An 18,150-nucleotide genomic window follows, 5' to 3' on the forward strand; every position below is an offset into this window, starting at 1 on the left:
CTGGCTTTATCACTGGCGTTGGCAACTTAGCCGATAATTCCGCGGACAAAGGCTTCGATCTCTTTATCCTGGCAGTTCTCGAAGAAGCACTGCTGGAAACGCTGACCGGTTACTGCCGTTTTAACCAGCTCTGGATCGATAGCGCGCAGGGTGTCTAGATAGTTCTCTTTCACAACCGCGGCTTTCACCTGGTTCAGGATGCCAGCGTTGCGAACCTGAGGCTCTTTACGCTCTGGCGGATAACCTTCGCCATTACGGCCAGTGAAGGCTTTTTCAAAGATAAAGCGAACGTTCAGCTCTGCGCCCCAGCCGAAGCCTTTAGCAAACGGCAGGGAGAGCGCGTTACCGTTGTTGATCTGGGCGAACAGGAAGGCGTCAGCCGGATCGATGCAGTAGCCGCACACCACACCCGGGTGGATGTTCAGGGACATCAGCGCGCCCTGGCCGGTACCGCAACCGGTCACCACGAAATCAACCGCTCTGGAGTTCAGCAGAATGCTCGCCATGATCCCCAGGTGGATGTAGGTCAGGTGGTGATCGTTTTCGTCGCTCATCCCAACGTTGTAGACCGGGAAACCTTTCTCTTCAGCAACGGCGTTCAATTCCTTGAGGATGATGGCGTTTTTTGGCGCCTGGCTGTTTTCCATCATCAGTGCAATTTTCATTCTTCGTCTCCTGAATGCGATGCGGGGCGTCCCGCTGTGGATAGCTTACCTGTCCAACCTTACTACTTAGCAAACGCACTTTCAAATTAAGTGAAAAATAGTTTCAAAAAACAAAGATGCGCTCACAATTTTGTGCCCGGAGAGGTTTTTGCCGCCGCCTGATAAACGGATGGCTTAAGATTGAAGGAGCAAGGGCTCGTGGCAAAGAGAAGGGGCAGAACAGGCGTTTAATCCTGGCATTGCGGCGCACATCAGCCGCTAGTATAGGTTATTTCCATGCATCCAGAGTGTTCTATGAAGAGATTATGCACTGGCGGCCTGCTCCTGTTACTGGCGGGCTGTGGCGTTACCCGGCAAGCAGAAGTCAGCAGCGTCGACGTCACGTCAGGTGTTGTCATGCTCAATTACGATCAGGCCATGTTGCAGAACGCCCGCTATGACGACTACGTCACCAGCGGTACCGCGACCCGTGAATGCCAGGCGATGGGATACAGTACGGCCATGGCCTACGGGCAGCCGATCAAAACCTGTAGCCTCATCAGCGGCTCGCTGTGCCTGAATGAAACCATGACCATTCAGTATCAGTGTCATGGCTATATCCCGCGGCCCGTCGTCGTCACCTATTATTAATTCCGTTGCCAGCGATCCCGCTGGCAATAATAGTATTAAACACGAAACAGAATAATTCTCATTAATTTATTTACCTTACCCGCAATGCGTTTTATTCCCATTCGTATTATGATCGTTTAAATATTTATTTTACTTTTTGCAAATAAATAAATAACAAATTATAGTGACGCTCACGTTGACCAGTGAATAATAATACGGAGCGACACCATGCTTAAAACCGAAATGATCGACAAGCTCAATGAGCAAATGAATCTGGAGCTTTACTCCTCCCTGCTCTATCAACAGATGAGCGCCTGGTGTAGCTATCACAGTTTTGAAGGCGCAGCGGCATTTATGCGTCGTCACGCGCAGGAAGAGATGACTCACATGCAGCGTCTCTTTGATTATCTTACCGATACTGGCAGCCTGCCGCGCATCAACCCGGTGGCGTCGCCGTTTGCTGAATACGCCTCGCTGGACGAGCTGTTCCGCGCCACTTATGAGCACGAGCAGCTGATCACCCAGAAAATTAATGAACTGGTCCATGCGGCGATGATTAGCCAGGATTATGGCACCTTTAATTTCCTGCAATGGTATGTGGCAGAGCAGCACGAAGAAGAGAAGCTGTTTAAATCCGTTCTCGATAAACTGTCGCTGGCGGGTAAATCCGGTGAAGGGTTGTACTTTATTGATAAAGAGCTGTCGACGCTTGACGCTCAAAATTAATATGACTGCGGCGCCTCTGGCGCCGCGTTATTTTTGATGACGGCATATTTTACTTCCTCCCCTGTCGGCCTTGTGCTGGCGCAGAAATACCTTCAATTCCCCCCTGCTAACGGCTTCTGATTAATAGCGTAAACCTAAATTTACAGTCCTTGTAACGACGGTTTGACGAACCTGCGCTTTTCCCTTACGCTGCGCCGCAGATTTTGTCGCGATAGTGCAAGGCTGTAGAGGAAAACGTGAAGAACAGAACGCTGGGAAGTATTTTTATCGTCGCCGGAACCACGATTGGCGCAGGTATGCTGGCGATGCCGCTGGCGGCGGCGGGCGTCGGGTTTGGCATCACACTGGTGTTGCTGGGCACACTCTGGGCGCTGATGTGTTATACCGCCCTGCTGCTGCTGGAAGTGTATCAGCACGTTCCCGCCGATACCGGGTTGGGGTCGCTGGCCGGGCGCTATCTGGGCCGTTTCGGCCAGTGGATCACCGGTTTCAGCATGATGTTCCTGATGTATGCCCTGACCGCAGCCTATATCAGCGGCGCGGGTGAGCTTATCGCCTCCAGCGTTAACGACTGGTTCAACGCCGATATCTCCCCGACCACCGGGGTGATCTTCTTTACCCTGATCGGCGGCGGCGTGGTCTGCGTGGGCACCTCGCTGGTGGATCTGTTCAACCGTTTCCTGTTCTCGGCCAAAATCATCTTCCTGGTGGTAATGCTGGCGCTGCTGGCGCCGCACATTCATAAGGTCAATCTTCTGACCCTGCCGCTGGAGAAAGGGCTGGCGCTGTCGGCCATCCCGGTAATTTTTACCTCGTTTGGTTTCCACGGCAGCGTGCCGAGCATCGTCAGCTATATGAATGGCAACGTGCGCAAGCTGCGCTGGATCTTTATCACCGGCAGCGCCATTCCACTGGTGGCCTACATCTTCTGGCAGCTGGTGACCCTCGGCAGCATTAACTCGTCGACCTTTATGGGGATGCTGGCGAGCCATACCGGCCTGAACGGGCTGCTGCAGGCTCTGCGTGAAGTGGTGGCGTCGCCGCACGTGGAGCTGGCGGTGCATCTGTTTGCCGACCTTGCTCTGGCGACCTCGTTCCTCGGGGTGGCGCTGGGCCTGTTCGATTACCTTGCCGACCTGTTCCAGCGCAGCCGCACCGTAGGCGGGCGTATCCAGACCGGGGCGATCACCTTCCTGCCGCCGCTGGCCTTCGCCCTGTTCTATCCGCGTGGGTTTGTGATGGCGCTGGGTTATGCAGGAGTCGCGCTGGCGGTGCTGGCGCTGCTGCTGCCGTCGCTGCTGGTATGGCAGAGCCGGAAGCATCATCCAGGCGGTGATTACCGGGTGCCCGGCGGGAAACCGGCGCTGTGTCTGGTCTTCGCCTGCGGGATTGCGATAATCCTCGTGCAGGTCGGGATTGCGGCGGGGCTGTTACCTGAAGTGGGATAAATGGCTGCCGGGTGGCACTGCGCTTACCCGGCCTACGAAACCTGTAGGTCCGTGCAAGCGAAGCGCCGCCGGGCGCGGTTAATGCAGACAGCAGTTCTTGAATTTTTTACCGCTGCCGCACGGGCAGGGATCGTTGCGACCGACTTTGGTGCCGTTGATCACCGGCTGCTGGGCAACCGACTCTTGCGGGTTGGCAATCCAGTGGTTATACAGGCGCAGCGCCGCCGGACGAATGCCCTCAATGCTCTGCTGGAACTCCTCTTCACTGAAGGTATCCAGACGCTCAAAGTTCTCTTCGGAGCCGTGCAGGGCGATAAGATCCAGATCCTCACGCAGGGACTCTGGCAGGGATGACCAGTCGGTCAGCGCCACGCCGCGCATATAACCGAAGCACCACTCCTCCACCACGGTAAAGGTTTCACCCTCGACATCGTTCATGCCGAACATTGGCTCAAACTGCTCCGGGTAGTCGCTCAGGCGCTCGGCAATATCGTTCATGTGCTTGAAGCAGAGATCGATGAAGCGGTTCATCTCGCGATCGTTCTTCCAGCGCGGGATGTTTTTCTCGCCACCCCACACCGCCACCAGCCAGCGGTCCGGCTCAACCACCACCGGGCCGGACAGCACCGCGGTCAGCATCCCGTCGAGCTCCGAGACGTCCATCACGGACTCGCCGTCATGACCGTAGGTCATTAAGGTCTCTTCCAGCCACTCCATTTCGGTTTCGTTTAATGGGCCTTCGCTCATGGTAAATCTCCTGCAGAATAGAATTGCGTGCAGGGTAACACAGAAAGCAGGCTCAACGGTCCCCTTCCCCTGTTGTTCCGGGGCGCGTTACTGGTGCAATTCCGTCCAAATCGTGACCGTTGCACAACTTATGTGCTTTGTTGTTAATGAGATGTGATCCCCGCTGTAATTTCACTTCATGCCGCCGGGCCGCTTAAAACGGCGCTCTATACTGAAAATTGTCGAAACACAGGCAATACGCTGCCGTTCTGGCAACTATTTTGCTTACTGTTGTGCTGAGGGGAATCGCCCTCAGGCAATCTCGCCTGTTTCTGCGGTATGTCGTCCGTTTAGTGCAATACGTTTGGATTGGGTACGCCTCCGGCGTTCGACTACACAGGGTTGTGCCAAAAAACACTCAGAAAAGGTACATAATAATGTCGCTGAAATTGATCAGAAGTCCTCTCTCTCTTGTGCTGGCAGGGTGTCTGGTGACGGCGTTTTCCGCCCAGGCTGATATCGTGATTGGCGTGGCGGGTCCCTTCACCGGGCCGAACGCCACCTATGGGGACCAGTACTGGCACGGCGCGACCCAGGCCGCGGAAGACATTAACGCCGCGGGCGGCATTAATGGCGAGAAGATCAAACTGGTGCAGGGCGATGACGCCTGTGAACCGAAACAGGCCGTCTCGGTCGCTAACCGTCTGGTTGACCAGGATAAGGTCAAAGCCGTGGTCGGCCACTTCTGCTCCTCCTCCACCATGCCGGCTTCCGAGGTCTATAACGACGCGGGCGTACTGGCTATCACCCCCGGTTCCACCAACCCGCTGATCACCGAGCGCGGGATGAGCGACATGTTCCGCATGTGCGGCCGTGATGACCAGCAGGGCCAGGTCGCCGCTGATTTCATTATCGATAAGCTGAAAGCCAAACGGGTGGTGATCATTCACGACAAAGACACCTACGGCCAGGGGCTGGCGGATGCCACCAAAGCGGCGCTGGCGAAACGTGATGTCAAAGACGTGATGTACGAAGGCCTGTCCCGCGGCGAAAAAGACTTTAACGCGCTGGTGACCAAAATCGGTGCCCAGAAACCGGACGTGGTCTTCTTCGGCGGCTGCCACCCGGAAGCGGGCCCGCTGGTGCGCCAGATGCGTGAGCAAGGGGTGCAGGCCAAATTCTTCTCCGGCGACTGTATTGTCAACGAAGAGATGGTCACAGCCGCCGGAGGCGCGCAATACACCAACGGCATCTATATGACCTTCGGCAAAGACCCGCGTCTGATCCCGGAAGGTAAAGCGGTGATCGACAAATTCCGCGCCAGTAAATTTGAGCCGGAAGGCTACACCCTCTACTCCTACGCCTCCATCCAGGCCATTGCTGCGGCCTTTAAAGCCACCGGCGGGGCCGATCCGGCTAAAGCCAGCGAATGGCTGAAGGCTAATTCGGTGGATACCGTGATGGGCAAAAAATCCTGGGACAGCAAGGGCGACCTGAAAGTCTCTGACTACGTGGTGTATGAGTGGGACGACAAGGGTAAATATAAGGAAGTGCAGTAAGCGGACGGAATCACGCTCAACGTCGGTATGGCGACATACCGACGCACTATAACCCGAGGACCGCAGCGCAACCTGCGGTCTAAAACACGAGCGCGCGATGATGGAAACGTTCTTTCTGCAGCAGCTTATCAATGGCTTAACGCTGGGGTCGGTCTACGGATTGATCGCTATCGGCTACACCATGGTCTACGGCATTATTGGCATGATTAACTTCGCCCACGGCGAAGTCTATATGATCTCCGCCTATCTCTGCGCCATCGGCCTGGCGCTTCTCTCCTTCTTCGGGCTGGAATCTTTTCCGCTGCTGATCCTCGGCACGCTGGTCTTCACCATTGTGGTGACCGGGGTGTACGGCTGGACCATCGAGCGCATCGCCTATAAACCGCTGCGTAACTCCACGCGCCTGGCCCCGCTGATCTCCGCCATCGGCATGTCGCTGATCCTGCAAAACTATGCCCAAATCAGCCAGGGCCCGCGTCAGCAGGGGGTGCCTACCATGCTCGACGGCGTGCTGCGCTTTCATATTGGCGAAGGCTTTGTACAGATCACCTACACCAAAGTCTTCATTCTGATCGCCTCGTTCACCGGGATGCTGCTGCTTACCTGGATAATCAGCAACACCCGGCTCGGGCGAATGTGCCGCGCCGTGCAGCAGGATCGCAAGATGGCCTCGATTCTGGGCATCAATACCGACCGGATCATCTCCCTGGTGTTCGTGATTGGCGCGGCGATGGCCGGTCTGGCCGGGGTGCTGATCACCATGAACTACGGCACCTTTGATTTTTACGCCGGGTTTATCATCGGAATCAAAGCCTTTACTGCCGCCGTCCTTGGAGGGATTGGCTCCCTGCCCGGCGCGATGTTGGGAGGCCTGATCCTCGGCATTGCCGAGGCGCAATTCTCCGGGATGGTGAACTCCGATTATAAAGACGTGTTCTCGTTTGGATTGCTGGTGGTGATCCTGATTTTCCGTCCTCAGGGACTGCTTGGCCGACCTGTCGTGGCCAAGGTGTGAGGGAAAAAAGATGACTGCACAACTCGTTTCGCAACCCGTTGCCCACGACGGTTTTTCCCTAAAACGCTGCATTCTCGACGCCATTTTTGCGGGCATGGTGGCGCTGGTGATTTTTGGTCCGGTGGTGGGCGTGGTGCTGGATGGCTATAGCTTTAACTTCGAAGGACAACGGCTGGCGTGGATCATCGCCACGGTGATGACCGGGCGTTTTTTACTCAGTGCCTTTTTAACCACCGCGCCGGGCCGACGGGTGATGGCCCGCTTCGACAACGATAACACCGGGGTTTACGTTCGCCCGCCGGAGTACAAAAGCCGGATGCGCTGGATCCTGCCCCTGATTATTGCCCTGGCGGTCTGCTTTCCGTTCGTCGCCACCAAATACGTGCTGACGGTGGCGATCCTTGGCCTGATCTACGTCCTGCTCGGCCTCGGGCTGAACATCGTGGTCGGGCTCGCGGGGCTGCTGGACCTTGGCTATGTCGCCTTTTACGCCATCGGCGCCTATGGCCTGGCGCTGGGCTATCAGTATCTGGGGCTCGGCTTCTGGTCCATGCTGCCTCTGGCGGCGCTGATGGCCGCCGCGGCCGGGGCCTTGCTCGGCTTCCCGGTACTGCGCATGCACGGGGACTATCTGGCGATTGTGACCCTCGGCTTCGGGGAGATCATCCGCCTGGTGCTGAACAACTGGCTGACCTTCACCGGCGGGCCGAACGGCATCTCCGCCCCACCCCCGACCCTCTTCGGGCTGGAGTTTGGTCGACGGGCGAAAGATGGCGGCGTGCCGTTCCACGAGTTCTTCAACCTGACCTTTAACCCTAACCTGAAGTTCATCTTTATCTACGCCATTCTGCTGCTGGTGGTCCTGCTGGTGCTGTACATCAAGCACCGCCTGACGCGGATGCCGATTGGCCGCGCCTGGGAGGCGCTGCGCGAAGACGAAATCGCCTGCCGCTCCATGGGCCTCAACCATGTGCTGGTCAAGCTGTCGGCCTTTACCCTCGGGGCCTCTACCGCGGGGATTGCCGGGGTATTCTTCGCCACCTATCAGGGGTTTGTTAACCCTACCTCGTTCACCTTCTTTGAGTCGGCGCTGATCCTCGCCATCGTAGTGTTAGGCGGGATGGGCTCCACCCTCGGCGTGGTGCTGGCGGCCTTCGTGCTCACCGTTACCCCGGAACTGCTGCGTACCTTCGCGGAGTATCGGGTGCTGCTGTTTGGCGTGTTAATGGTGGTGATGATGATCTGGCGGCCGCGGGGGCTGATCCGCATCAACCGCAGCGGCTTTGCGGTGCGTAAAGGAGTGGCGCCATGAACGGGACCATCTTAAGCGTCGAGCATCTTATGATGCACTTTGGCGGCATTAAGGCGCTCAACGACGTCAACCTTGAGGTGCAGCGGGGCTCCATCACCGCCCTGATCGGGCCGAACGGCGCGGGAAAAACCACGGTGTTCAACTGTCTGACCGGGTTTTATAAGGCCTCCGGGGGCAATATTCTGTTCAACACCCGGAGCAAAACCACCAACGTTATCCAGATCCTCGGGCAGAAATTCCAGCCGGGAGACTGGATCAACCCGGCGCAGTTTGGCCAGCGGGTGTTCTATAAAATGTTTGGCGGCACCCACCTGGTGAACCGCGCCGGGCTGGCACGCACCTTCCAGAACATCCGCCTGTTCCGCGAGATGTCGGTGGTGGAGAACCTGCTGGTAGCCCAGCACATGCGGGTCAACCGCAACCTGCTGGCGGGGGTGCTGAACACTCCTGCCTACCGTCGGGCGGAAAGCGATGCCCTGGACCGGGCCTTTTACTGGCTGGAAGTGGTGGATCTGGTGGATTGCGCCAACCGGCTGGCGGGTGAGATGTCCTACGGCCAGCAGCGGCGGCTCGAGATTGCCCGGGCCATGTGTACCGGGCCGGAGATGATCTGTCTTGATGAACCGGCCGCCGGGCTCAACCCGGTGGAGACCCACACGCTGAGTAACATCATCCGTTTCCTGCGCGATCGCCACGACATTACGGTGCTGCTGATCGAACACGATATGGGGATGGTGATGGAGATATCGGATCACATCATCGTGCTCGATCACGGGGATGTGATTGCCCAGGGCAAACCGGCACAGATCCAGCACGATGAAAAAGTCATTGCCGCCTATCTGGGCACCGATGAGAGCGAGGTCAGTGTATGAGTGAGGCAATGCTGGAGTTTCGTCAGGTGGATGTCTATTACGGCGTGATCCAGGCGCTGAAGCAGGTGTCGTTGCAGGTCAACGCCGGTGAAACCGTGGCGCTGATCGGCGCTAACGGGGCGGGAAAGTCGACCCTGCTGATGTCGATCTTCGGCCAGCCGCGGGTGCGCAACGGGCAAATCCTGTTTTGCGGAGAGGACATTAGCCATAAATCGACCCACTACGTCGCCTCAGGGGGCATCGCCCAGGCCCCGGAGGGGCGGCGCATCTTCCCCGATATGACCGTCGAAGAGAACCTGCTGATGGGCACCATCCCCATCGGCAATCAGTTTGCGGCAGAAGATCTGCAGAGCATGTTTGATCTCTTTCCGCGCCTGAAGGAGCGGCGTAAACAGCGGGCAATGACCATGTCCGGCGGCGAGCAGCAGATGCTGGCCATCGCCCGGGCGTTAATGAGTCGGCCAAAACTGTTGCTGCTGGATGAGCCGAGCCTGGGGTTAGCGCCGATTGTGGTGAAGCAGATCTTCCAGACCCTGCGGGAGCTGGCGCGTAACGGGATGACGATTTTCCTCGTCGAGCAGAACGCGCACCATGCGCTGAAGCTCTCCGATCGTGGATATGTGATGGTCAACGGTCAGATCCGCCTGAGCGGCAGCGGCGAGGAGCTGCTGGGCAATCAGGAGGTCAGAAAAGCCTATCTGGGGGGCGCCTGAGCAGCCCCCGACTGGCGGAGATTAATGGAGATCGTCAGGAAGCTGCGCGTAATCCACTTTTTGCAGCTTAAAGTTCATCACCCAGGGCGTGCCGGCATTCTGCTCCGAGACAAAGGGGTATTTAGGGGTTATCTCTTTCGCCTCGATCCCGGTCCAGACCGAGAAGAAATCGAGAAAATCGTTGGCAGAACGCCGGGCTTTAATCAGGCGATGCGCTTTGTCATCGCTGGACATTATCATTAAGGGCACCTGATAGTTTTGCTGGAAGGCATCACCATGGGCCATATATTGCCCGCCGGTCAGCCGGGCCTTATAGGTCAGGCCGTGGTCAGAGAAATAGACCATCGAGAAACTGTCGCCGGACTTTTGCAGCTGCTCATAAAGCTGTTTTAACAGAGTATCGGTCTGGGTGATGCTGTAGAGGTAGCAGGAGGTCTCTTTCGACTGCACAAACTCGAGGTATTTCCCCTGGGTGCGCTCGCAGGCTTGCGGGTGTGAGCCCATCAGATGCAGAACGATCAGCCGCGGCTCGGTACGCGGGGCGGACAATACCTGCTGCGTCATCTGCAGCAGGGTGTCATCCCGCGGGTTATTTTCATCTTCGTAATAGCCTTTGCGCAAAAACTGCACCTCATCCGCGCGCTTCGCAATGCTGGCGATGGCGGTATCGTACTCGCCAATTTGCCCCTGATTAGAGAACCACCAGGTGCGGAAGCCGGCGCGGTTCGCCAGGGTGACGACATTATTCTGGTACTCCGGGCTCCCTCCGCTCACCCGGCTCAGGGACAGGCCCAGCGAGGTTTGGGTGGAGGCGCTGGCGGAGATAAAATCCGTGAATAACGTGCCATTAACAGCGCTGGCAAAAGGCGTGTTATTCCACTGCCCGCCAAAGGCACCCAGGGCGTCCCGTCGTGCACTTTCGCCGATCACCATCACGTAGTTATGGTAACGGGGCTTCACCGCCAGTACGGTCCAGCTGTCCTTCATCTTCGCCAGCTCCAGCATGCGGGTCTTTTCCTGCACAACTTCCTGGTTGTTGATCACCACATCCTTCACGAAGCGGAACACCGGATAACCCACATCCAGCAGGGTGAAGTTTCCCCAGTAGACCAGGTTTTTCGCCGGGGTCATAAAGAAACAGGCCACGCTGAAGGCCAGACACAATATATCCAGGCGGCGCCAGGGCTGTTTTGGCCCAATTTTACGCCCCAGCGCCACCCCGCCTAACGCCAGAATGACTAAAGAGACCAGATAGCTGTGCCACGGGAATATGGTCAGGATCTCGACGGATTCATTGACGTTGGTGGCGTGGAGTGCCAGCAGGGTATTGAAATTCGGTGCGCCATAGGCCTGTTGAAAGGGGTAGTACATGGCCGCCAGCAGGCTGCAGAGGAGAATAACCCCTTTCTGCACCCGAGGGGCAAACCGCCAGAGGACAAACAAGACGCAACAAAATGCCACCGAATAGAGCATGCTAAATGAATATCCAAACGAGTAATTAATCAGCACCGACTGGAGAAAATAAAACGCTGCCCACGGATTAAGGGTAATATCGCGCATCCAGAGGGTATATTTACTCGCTGTTATATTCATATTGACCTTAATCCACAATAAGCCGCAATAAAATGCTGACACCAGGGATCAACAAACCGCCGGGGACGGCGATATAGGGATAAAAATGGCGCGTTTTATGGAGAAACTTATCCAAAGATAGAGCGCGCAGGCGGGAAGGTCAACGCTGTGTAACCTGATATTACGCAAACGGAAGCAATATCATCATAATTTATTAATAATTGCGTGGTAGCACGTCTTTCCCAAAATTTGAGAAAGACGCGAATACGATAATAATAATTAAGCCATCATGCTTTATTATTATATTTACGGTTTTTCAATCCGGTTCACGGTTGCCGTATAGCCTGTTTTCGCCACCGCCTCTAATAACGTCCCGGTCGGGAAACCTTCCGGAACGATGACGTCGGTTTGGCGCGTCTTCAACGACGCTTTCGCTTTCACCACCCCTTCCGTTTCACGCAGGGCCTGGTTAACCGAAATCACGCACAGCGAGCAGGTCATGCCCTGCACATCCAGCACCACTTTTTCGTTTGCAGCCTGCGCGCACAGGGGCAGCAACAGACTCGCGGTTATCAGCAGTCGTTTCATTCCATCACCTCATAATACCAGGCCACCACCGTGGGGTAGAACAGCACCAGCAACAGCACCGGCAGCGAGAGCCAGAACAGCAGACGCATCTGCCCCAGCGTCATCCGCCCGGTACACCACGGCCGCGTTGAAAAATAGAGCCGCCAGAATACCCGCAGTATCAACCCTGTCGAGAGCAGGATCATCGGCACTCGCAGGAATTCGAGCTGGCTGAGCCCGGCAAAACCGGCAGCCGAAATACCAAACAGCAAATAGAGCAGCGGTCCGACGCAGCACAGCCCGGCGGTGACGGCCGCCGCAGCCGCCGTCAGCAGGGTCAGCCCCGCCCCTTTAGCGTTGTTCTGTTGAGACATAGTGGTAGGTAAACACCTTTGGATCGTAAAAATTGAGCGGGTCGCCGTCCACTTCGGCATAGGGGTAGCCAAAGTTATTCACTGCCCCCTGCTCCGTCGCCGGATAGAGTTCAAAATCGCGCCCGTAGTTGAAGCCCACCCAGTTCATCTCCCAGTTGCCGAACAGGTAAGCATTTACCGCCTGCACATCGGGATCCTGATGGGCTTTTTTCTCCGCCAGACGCATTTTGGTGACGTCAGCCGGATCGCACGGCAGCCAGCCATATCCCGCCAGATAAAATTCTGCCCGGCAGTGCTGTCCGCCGCTGACGTCCGACACGCCCGCGCTGTCGGCCTTACCGAAGGCGCTTTTCGAGTAGCGTTCCAGCTTGTTGGCCTTGCCCAGACGGATGCCGAACAGCTCCCGCGCCGGGATGCCGCTGGCGCGCGCCAGGGCAACAAACACCGAGCTGATGTCGGTACATTTGCCGCTGAGCTTGCCGCTTTGCAGAATGGTTGCCACATCGCCGGTACCACAGCCAATCACGTCGTTATCGCGCTCCATATGGCTGCTGACCCACTCGTAGATCAGGCGCGCTTTCTTCAGTGGATCGGTTTCACCGGCGGTAATTTTTTGCGCCGTTTCGCGCACCAGGCCATCAACCGGAGTATGGGTCGTTGGCAGCAGGTACGGCTTCACCGCCAGCGGGTAGACAATCTGCTCCGGCGCCTGCCAGTTTTTCAGGGCGTCCTGTTTCAGCGGTTCCCAGTCTGCCGTTTCGATCTCCAGATCGAGCTGCAGCAGTAGATCGCCTTCTGATGTCGGCCAGGTCGCGAACAGCGTTTTCGCGCCGTAGGTATTGTTGGTGGTGATGTAGGCCTGCTGATAGTTGCCGCTGAACGACAGACCGGTCATCTGCTGAAAGGCGGTATCCACCGGCAGTGGGATCCAGAGTTTGACCACCCCGCTGGAGCCCTGCGGCGGTGCCAACTTATAGGTTTGCGATAAGACGAAACGGCGGCGCATCACCGGCGCGGCGAGCGGCGCGCTGTTATGCATCACCGTCTGGCTGGCGACGGCCGGGCCTACTAAGCCTGCGGCAGAAAGAAGTACGCTGTTTTTAAGAAATTGTCGACGCTGCATGGCTACCTGTCCCTTGAAAATGAATGTTCATCACAGCAGACAGGAGCTGGCGCGGAGTGATAGAGATGATTCATCAATAACAGACCTGTTAACTGTGAATGAAAAAATAAGCGCCATTATTAGGCGGCATTCTGGCGGGGTTGTACAGGCGTGATGGCAAAAAATCGAGAATAACCGCAACATTTGCAGGGATGGGAGAGAGCACTGGCTAAATAGTGTGCGGCCTGTTCCCCCTCACCCATCCCTCTCCCTGAATGGAGAGGGGGCCGATCGTGCGCTTATTTAATTCAGCGCCTCATAGGGCGAATCATTATTCTCGCCTAATATTAAATTGAACACCGCTTTATAAAACAACACATCCAGATTTTTACTTTAATTTTTTTACCACCCTACAGAGGTATGAGATGAGTAAAATGTGCTTAACAAAATTATTGTCTGCGAGCTTGCTCGGGTTGATGGTTTTCTCGACCTCTGCAATGGCGAAAGAAATTGAAGTGGTCAATATTTCAAAGATAGATGGCATGCCCTGGTTTAATCGCATGGGTGAAGGCGTGACGAAAGCGGGCAGCGATCTCGGGATAAAAGCGTCTCAGGTGGGACCGTCCAGTACCGATGCCCCGCAGCAGGTCAAAATCATTGAGGATTTAATCGCTAAAAAAGTCTCCGCCATCGGCATCGTCCCCAATGACGCCGACGTTCTTGAGCCGGTATTCAAAAAGGCGCGTGAGGCGGGCATCGTGGTATTAACCAATGAATCCCCGGGGCAACCCAGCGCCAACTGGGATGTGGAAATTATCGATAACCAGAAATTTGCCGCCGACAACGTGGAAGAGATGGCAAAAGCCATGGGGGGCAAAGGGGGTTATGTCATTTATGTCGGCAGCCTGACCGTGCCGCAGCATAACCTGTGGGCGGATTTGTTCGTGAAATACCAGAAAGAGCACTACCCGGAGATGCATGAAGTCACCAACCGGATGCCGGTGGCCGAGAATATCGACGACGCCCGCCGTACCACCATCGATCTGATGAAAGCCCATCCTGACATGAAAGGGATTGTCTCCTTTGGCTCTCAGGGCCCGATCGGTGCGGGCCGCGCGGTGAAAGAGAAACGGGCGAAAGGCAAAGTGTTTGTCTACGGCATGATGATCCCATCCCAGGCCGCCTCGCTGATTAAAAGCGGTGATATTGCCATGGGCATCACCTACGATCCGGCTTCTGCGGGTTACGCCATTACCGCCATTGCCGACAAGGTGCTGAAAGGCGAAGAGATCACCCAGGGCCTGGAGATCCCTAACCTCGGTAAAGCTGATGTGGATAGCGAAAAACGCATCATCAAATTCCACAAAGTCCTGCGCGTCACTAAAGAGAATATCGATAGCCTGTATTGATCCGTTGAACCCGCACGCCCTGTCAGGGCGTGCGGCATACGCCCCTGAGAGGTAGACATGGACCCCTTTATTTCACTGGGTAAGATCAGCAAGACCTTCTACGGTGTGAAAGCGCTGGATAACATCAACCTGACGCTGTTTCCCGGAGAAGTTCACTGTCTGGCCGGGCAGAACGGCTGCGGCAAATCGACGCTGATTAAAATCATCTCCGGGGTCTACAAACCCGACCCCGGCTTTGAGATCGCCATTGCCGGCAAATCTTACACCCATCTATCCCCCATCGACTCCGTTAAAGCCGGGATTCAGGTTATCTATCAGGATCTCTCCTTATTCCCCAATTTAACCGTTGCGGAAAACATAGGTATCCACCAGCACCACCACAATCTGCTGGTCAACAAGCGGGAAATCCGCCGCATCGCCGAACTGACGATGAAGAGTATCGATGCGAGGCTGGATCTGGATGCCAGCGTCGACTCCCTGCCCATCGCCCAACGTCAGATTGTCGCCATCTGTCGGGCGCTGGCCCAGGAAGCCAGGCTGATCATTATGGATGAGCCCACCGCCTCGCTGACCATGCAGGAGGTGAAGGGGCTGCTGCGGGTGATCGGCGATCTCAAGAAAAGAGGTATCTGCGTGGTATTTGTCAGCCACCGGCTGGATGAGGTGCTGGAGATCTCCGACCGTATCACCGTGCTGAAAAACGGCAGCCTGGTCGGCACTTATCCCGCCAGCGATATCAACAATAAAAAACTCGCCTTCCTGATGACCGGGAAAGAGTTCTCTTATGCGGTCCTGCCGCCGATAGAGAAAATTGGCGAGGTGGCGCTAAAGGTCACTAACCTCACTAAACATCAGCAGTACAAAGACATCACTTTCCGGATCCATCAGGGTGAGATCCTGGCGATTACCGGGCTGCTGGGTGCCGGGCGCACGGAGCTGTGCCTGAGCCTGTTCGGGCTGACAAAGCCGGACTCCGGCGAGATAGTGCTGGAGGGCAAGGCGGTGCAGTTCGCCAGCAACCGGGATGCGGTGAAAGCCGGGATAGGCTACGTCTCTGAAGATCGGATGAGCACTGGTCTGGTGATGGATCAGTCGATTAACGACAATATTATCTCGACCGTGCTGCAGCGGCTGAAAACCCCGTTCAGGCTGCTGGACAGGTCCAAATCGGACCGCATCGTCAGGGATCTTATCGAGCAACTGAGCATTAAGATTGGCAGCGTGAACCTGCCGGTCAATACTCTCTCCGGCGGCAACGCCCAGCGCGTGGCAATTGCCAAATGGCTGGCCATCAACCCCAAAGTGCTGATCCTCGACTCCCCCACCGTCGGGGTCGACATTGCCAATAAAGCGGGGATCTACCAGATCATCTCCGCCCTGTCGCGCAAGGGGATCGCAGTGCTGATGATCACCGATGAGATCGACGAAGCGTACTTTAACAGTCACCGGATTTTAGTCATGCGCAAGGGGGCGATCGTCGCGGAAATCCTGCCGGAAAAAACCACCGAGGCCGCGCTGGCAGAGGTCGTCAATGGTTAATAAAATTGGGGTGAAAACCCACGAGCTGTTCCTCGGCCTGACCATTATCGTGATTGGTGGCTATCTGTCGTTTGCCAGCGCCGACTTTATGACGCTGGGCAATATCTACGACCTGATCAACAACTACGCCATGTTAACCATCCTGGCCTGCGGTCTGTTCATCGTCCTGATCTCCGGCGGGATCGATATCTCCTTCCCGGCGATGACCATCATCTCCCAGTACGTGATGGTCACCCTGATTCAGGGCACCAGCGGCAACTTTGCTCTCGCGTTTGCGCTGTCCGGCGGGCTGGGTTTACTCCTCGGCCTGGTCAACGCCACGCTGGTTAACCGGCTTAAGGTGCCCTCGATCATCATTACCATATCGACCCTGAATATTTTTTACGGCCTGCTGCTGTACCTGACCAAAGGGGTGTGGCTCTACAGCTATCCGGAGTGGTTTGAACAGGGGGTGATGCTGTTTAAATTCACTGCCGCCGATGGCTACGACTATGGTTTGAGCCTGCCGATCCTCACCCTGCTGGTGGTGGTGGCGTTAACCGGTTTTATCATGAATAAAACCAGCATCGGCCGGATGATTTACGCCATGGGTGGCAACCGTGAAGCAGCCTCCCGGATGGGATTCGGCATCTTTAAAATGCAGCTGTTTGTCTACGGCTATATGGGCCTGATGTCCGGCGTCGCTGGTGTGGTGCAATCCGCGACCGTATTAACCGTCGCCCCCGACTCCCTGCTCGGCTATGAGCTGACGGTGCTCGCGGCAGTCGTGTTAGGCGGAACCAGCATCGTCGGCGGGCGCGGCACCTTACTCGGCACCCTGCTGGGGGTCATTTTACTGGCCGTGATCCAAAACGGTCTCAATCTGTTGGGGATCTCCTCTTACTGGCATACGGTCGTTACCGGTGTGGTGATTGTCACCAGCATCAGCATGACGGCGTGGAGTCAGCGCAAAGGTCAGGGAGCATTAATATGAGCGCCAGAAAAACCCAGGATCGCGTTGAGATTTACCTCACTCTGTTAATAGCCATCGTCGTGATCGCGTTTAGCTTCCTTATCCCCTCTGTCTTCTGGTCTTCAGCTAACTTCCAGTCCATCGCCTCGCAAATGCCGATCCTCGGCGTGCTGGCGTTAGCCATGGCGGTGACCATTCTCACCGGGGGGATAAACCTGTCCATCATTGCTACCATGAATGCCTGCGGGCTGGTGATGGCCTGGGTCGCCACTCACTATCCCCCAACCATCAGCAGCATGCTGCTGGTGCTGGCTGCCGGATTAGCCATGGCGATTGTGATTGGGGCGGTGATTGGCTTTTTGATTGCTGTGGTACGGGTTTCGCCAATTTTAGCCACGCTCGGGATCATGACCCTGCTGAAGGGGATCAATATTCTGATCTCCAAAGGCTCGTCCATCTCGAACTTCCCGGATTACGTGCTGGTCATCAACAGCACCAACGTTCTTGGCATTCCGCTACCCCTACTGGTGTTTCTGGCGGTGGTGTTGGTGCTGTGGGTGATCCTCGAAAAGTCCGCCTTCGGGCGCACCCTTTACCTGATTGGCTCCAATGAACAGGCGACCCACTACGCCGGGATCAACACCCGTAAAACCCTTATCTGGGTTTATATACTTTCATCGGTACTGTGCGTGATTGCAGCCCTGCTGATGATGTCCAAGCTGAACTCGGCCAAAGCTTCTTATGGGGAGTCTTATCTGCTGGTATCGATTCTGGCGGCGGTGCTGGGCGGGGTAAATCCCGACGGCGGCTTCGGCAAAGTCTTTGGCATGGTGATGGCGCTGATTCTGCTGCAGATGCTGGAGAGCGGGCTGAACATCCTGGGAGTGAGTAGCTATATCACCATGGCCCTGTGGGGCGGCCTGCTGCTGGCGTTTATTTTCCTGAAAGGGGCTAACCTCTCGCACCTGTTCAGCAGGTCCTGATCGTCAG

18 protein-coding genes are annotated in these 18,150 nt (G+C 56.2%); 12 read left to right on the forward strand and 6 right to left on the reverse strand.

From position 1 onward, the window contains the following. Nucleotides 1–26 precede the first annotated feature (26 nt). Entirely contained in the window at nucleotides 27–665 is a 639-nt protein-coding gene (locus M8318_RS16820) for an RpiB/LacA/LacB family sugar-phosphate isomerase (RefSeq protein WP_262663617.1), read from the reverse strand. A 294-nt stretch (nucleotides 666–959) separates the two neighbouring features. On the opposite strand from M8318_RS16820, the gene yecR reads away from it, so the two are divergent. The 3 genes from yecR (at nucleotide 960) to tyrP (ending at nucleotide 3,448) form a co-directional block, all read left to right on the forward strand. Then, nucleotides 960–1,295 (forward strand): YecR-like lipofamily protein, encoded by a 336-nt coding sequence (gene yecR / locus M8318_RS16825; protein WP_262663618.1) that lies wholly within the window; start codon nucleotides 960–962, stop codon nucleotides 1,293–1,295. 207 nt (nucleotides 1,296–1,502) lie between these two features. Further along, nucleotides 1,503–2,000 (forward strand): non-heme ferritin, encoded by a 498-nt coding sequence (gene ftnA, locus M8318_RS16830; RefSeq protein ID WP_262663619.1) that lies wholly within the window; start codon nucleotides 1,503–1,505, stop codon nucleotides 1,998–2,000. A gap of 236 nt (nucleotides 2,001–2,236) precedes the next feature. After that, complete coding sequence (gene tyrP / locus M8318_RS16835) at nucleotides 2,237–3,448, forward strand: tyrosine transporter TyrP (RefSeq protein ID WP_262663620.1); 1,212 nt, start codon at nucleotides 2,237–2,239, stop codon at nucleotides 3,446–3,448. A gap of 78 nt (nucleotides 3,449–3,526) precedes the next feature. On the opposite strand, the gene M8318_RS16840 is transcribed toward tyrP, so the two are convergent. Then, nucleotides 3,527–4,195 (reverse strand): YecA/YgfB family protein, encoded by a 669-nt coding sequence (locus tag M8318_RS16840; protein ID WP_262663621.1) that lies wholly within the window; start codon nucleotides 4,193–4,195, stop codon nucleotides 3,527–3,529. A 416-nt stretch (nucleotides 4,196–4,611) separates the two neighbouring features. Between M8318_RS16840 and M8318_RS16845 the strand changes: the two genes are divergently transcribed. The 5 genes from M8318_RS16845 (at nucleotide 4,612) to M8318_RS16865 (ending at nucleotide 9,645) form a co-directional block, all read left to right on the forward strand. After that, nucleotides 4,612–5,733, forward strand: coding sequence for a branched-chain amino acid ABC transporter substrate-binding protein (locus M8318_RS16845; RefSeq protein WP_106993376.1), 1,122 nt, complete (start codon nucleotides 4,612–4,614; stop codon nucleotides 5,731–5,733). Between the two features lie 100 nt (nucleotides 5,734–5,833). Continuing rightward, a complete protein-coding gene (locus M8318_RS16850; RefSeq protein ID WP_059309089.1) occupies nucleotides 5,834–6,748 on the forward strand; it encodes an ABC transporter permease subunit in 915 nt (304 codons plus the stop codon). A gap of 10 nt (nucleotides 6,749–6,758) precedes the next feature. After that, a complete protein-coding gene (gene livM, locus M8318_RS16855; protein ID WP_106993377.1) occupies nucleotides 6,759–8,060 on the forward strand; it encodes a high-affinity branched-chain amino acid ABC transporter permease LivM in 1,302 nt (433 codons plus the stop codon). Beyond that, the gene (locus M8318_RS16860; RefSeq protein WP_262663622.1) at nucleotides 8,057–8,932 is read left to right on the forward strand and encodes an ABC transporter ATP-binding protein; all 876 of its coding nucleotides are present in this window, start codon (nucleotides 8,057–8,059) and stop codon (nucleotides 8,930–8,932) included. Before livM ends, M8318_RS16860 begins: the two co-directional genes overlap by 4 nt. Beyond that, nucleotides 8,929–9,645 (forward strand): ABC transporter ATP-binding protein, encoded by a 717-nt coding sequence (locus M8318_RS16865; protein ID WP_106993379.1) that lies wholly within the window; start codon nucleotides 8,929–8,931, stop codon nucleotides 9,643–9,645. The genes M8318_RS16860 and M8318_RS16865 overlap by 4 nt, the downstream gene beginning before the upstream one ends. A 21-nt stretch (nucleotides 9,646–9,666) precedes the next feature. On the opposite strand, the gene M8318_RS16870 is transcribed toward M8318_RS16865, so the two are convergent. From M8318_RS16870 to M8318_RS16885, 4 genes are all read right to left on the reverse strand, one after another. After that, on the reverse strand, nucleotides 9,667–11,238 hold the full coding sequence (locus M8318_RS16870; protein ID WP_262663623.1) for a phosphoethanolamine transferase: 1,572 nt from the start codon (nucleotides 11,236–11,238) through the stop codon (nucleotides 9,667–9,669). Nucleotides 11,239–11,523: 285 nt separating this feature from the next. Continuing rightward, nucleotides 11,524–11,805: a heavy-metal-associated domain-containing protein gene (locus M8318_RS16875; protein ID WP_166182869.1), complete on the reverse strand. Its 282-nt coding sequence runs from the start codon at nucleotides 11,803–11,805 to the stop codon at nucleotides 11,524–11,526. Next, nucleotides 11,802–12,158 carry a mercuric transporter MerT family protein gene (locus M8318_RS16880; RefSeq protein ID WP_262663625.1) on the reverse strand — a complete coding sequence of 119 codons (357 nt, stop codon included), beginning with the start codon at nucleotides 12,156–12,158 and terminating at the stop codon, nucleotides 11,802–11,804. The genes M8318_RS16875 and M8318_RS16880 overlap by 4 nt, the downstream gene beginning before the upstream one ends. After that, nucleotides 12,136–13,281, reverse strand: a complete 1,146-nt coding sequence (locus M8318_RS16885; protein ID WP_262663626.1) for a transglutaminase-like domain-containing protein — start codon at nucleotides 13,279–13,281, stop codon at nucleotides 12,136–12,138. The genes M8318_RS16880 and M8318_RS16885 overlap by 23 nt, the downstream gene beginning before the upstream one ends. Before the next feature lie 404 nt (nucleotides 13,282–13,685). Between M8318_RS16885 and M8318_RS16890 the strand changes: the two genes are divergently transcribed. From M8318_RS16890 to M8318_RS16905, 4 genes are read left to right on the forward strand one after another with little or no spacing between them, the layout of a single operon-like run. After that, nucleotides 13,686–14,669: an autoinducer 2 ABC transporter substrate-binding protein gene (locus tag M8318_RS16890; RefSeq protein WP_262663628.1), complete on the forward strand. Its 984-nt coding sequence runs from the start codon at nucleotides 13,686–13,688 to the stop codon at nucleotides 14,667–14,669. 57 nt (nucleotides 14,670–14,726) lie between these two features. Continuing rightward, nucleotides 14,727–16,208, forward strand: a complete 1,482-nt coding sequence (locus M8318_RS16895) for a sugar ABC transporter ATP-binding protein (RefSeq protein ID WP_262663629.1) — start codon at nucleotides 14,727–14,729, stop codon at nucleotides 16,206–16,208. Then, complete coding sequence (locus tag M8318_RS16900; RefSeq protein WP_262663630.1) at nucleotides 16,201–17,181, forward strand: ABC transporter permease; 981 nt, start codon at nucleotides 16,201–16,203, stop codon at nucleotides 17,179–17,181. The genes M8318_RS16895 and M8318_RS16900 overlap by 8 nt, the downstream gene beginning before the upstream one ends. Continuing rightward, nucleotides 17,178–18,143, forward strand: a complete 966-nt coding sequence (locus M8318_RS16905; RefSeq protein WP_262663631.1) for an ABC transporter permease — start codon at nucleotides 17,178–17,180, stop codon at nucleotides 18,141–18,143. The genes M8318_RS16900 and M8318_RS16905 overlap by 4 nt, the downstream gene beginning before the upstream one ends. Nucleotides 18,144–18,150 lie beyond the last annotated feature (7 nt).

The sequence above is a fragment of the Leclercia tamurae genome (assembly GCF_025566055.1).
Classification (GTDB): Bacteria; Pseudomonadota; Gammaproteobacteria; order Enterobacterales; family Enterobacteriaceae; genus Enterobacter; species Enterobacter tamurae.

What these genes read in the sequence shown, in the direction of transcription:
- M8318_RS16890 (WP_262663628.1), top strand. Translation starts at nt 13,686, where the DNA reads ATGAGTAAAATGTGCTTAACAAAATTATTGTCTGCGAGCTTGCTCGGG.
- M8318_RS16850 (WP_059309089.1), top strand. Translation starts at nt 5,834, where the DNA reads ATGGAAACGTTCTTTCTGCAGCAGCTTATCAATGGCTTAACGCTGGGG.
- M8318_RS16905 (WP_262663631.1), top strand. Translation starts at nt 17,178, where the DNA reads ATGAGCGCCAGAAAAACCCAGGATCGCGTTGAGATTTACCTCACTCTG.
- M8318_RS16845 (WP_106993376.1), top strand. Translation starts at nt 4,612, where the DNA reads ATGTCGCTGAAATTGATCAGAAGTCCTCTCTCTCTTGTGCTGGCAGGG.
- livM (WP_106993377.1), top strand. Translation starts at nt 6,759, where the DNA reads ATGACTGCACAACTCGTTTCGCAACCCGTTGCCCACGACGGTTTTTCC.
- yecR (WP_262663618.1), top strand. Translation starts at nt 960, where the DNA reads ATGAAGAGATTATGCACTGGCGGCCTGCTCCTGTTACTGGCGGGCTGT.
- M8318_RS16895 (WP_262663629.1), top strand. Translation starts at nt 14,727, where the DNA reads ATGGACCCCTTTATTTCACTGGGTAAGATCAGCAAGACCTTCTACGGT.
- M8318_RS16840 (WP_262663621.1), bottom strand. Translation starts at nt 4,195, where the DNA reads ATGAGCGAAGGCCCATTAAACGAAACCGAAATGGAGTGGCTGGAAGAG.
- M8318_RS16880 (WP_262663625.1), bottom strand. Translation starts at nt 12,158, where the DNA reads ATGTCTCAACAGAACAACGCTAAAGGGGCGGGGCTGACCCTGCTGACG.
- ftnA (WP_262663619.1), top strand. Translation starts at nt 1,503, where the DNA reads ATGCTTAAAACCGAAATGATCGACAAGCTCAATGAGCAAATGAATCTG.
- M8318_RS16900 (WP_262663630.1), top strand. Translation starts at nt 16,201, where the DNA reads ATGGTTAATAAAATTGGGGTGAAAACCCACGAGCTGTTCCTCGGCCTG.
- M8318_RS16860 (WP_262663622.1), top strand. Translation starts at nt 8,057, where the DNA reads ATGAACGGGACCATCTTAAGCGTCGAGCATCTTATGATGCACTTTGGC.
- M8318_RS16870 (WP_262663623.1), bottom strand. Translation starts at nt 11,238, where the DNA reads ATGAATATAACAGCGAGTAAATATACCCTCTGGATGCGCGATATTACC.
- M8318_RS16820 (WP_262663617.1), bottom strand. Translation starts at nt 665, where the DNA reads ATGAAAATTGCACTGATGATGGAAAACAGCCAGGCGCCAAAAAACGCC.
- M8318_RS16885 (WP_262663626.1), bottom strand. Translation starts at nt 13,281, where the DNA reads ATGCAGCGTCGACAATTTCTTAAAAACAGCGTACTTCTTTCTGCCGCA.
- M8318_RS16875 (WP_166182869.1), bottom strand. Translation starts at nt 11,805, where the DNA reads ATGAAACGACTGCTGATAACCGCGAGTCTGTTGCTGCCCCTGTGCGCG.
- M8318_RS16865 (WP_106993379.1), top strand. Translation starts at nt 8,929, where the DNA reads ATGAGTGAGGCAATGCTGGAGTTTCGTCAGGTGGATGTCTATTACGGC.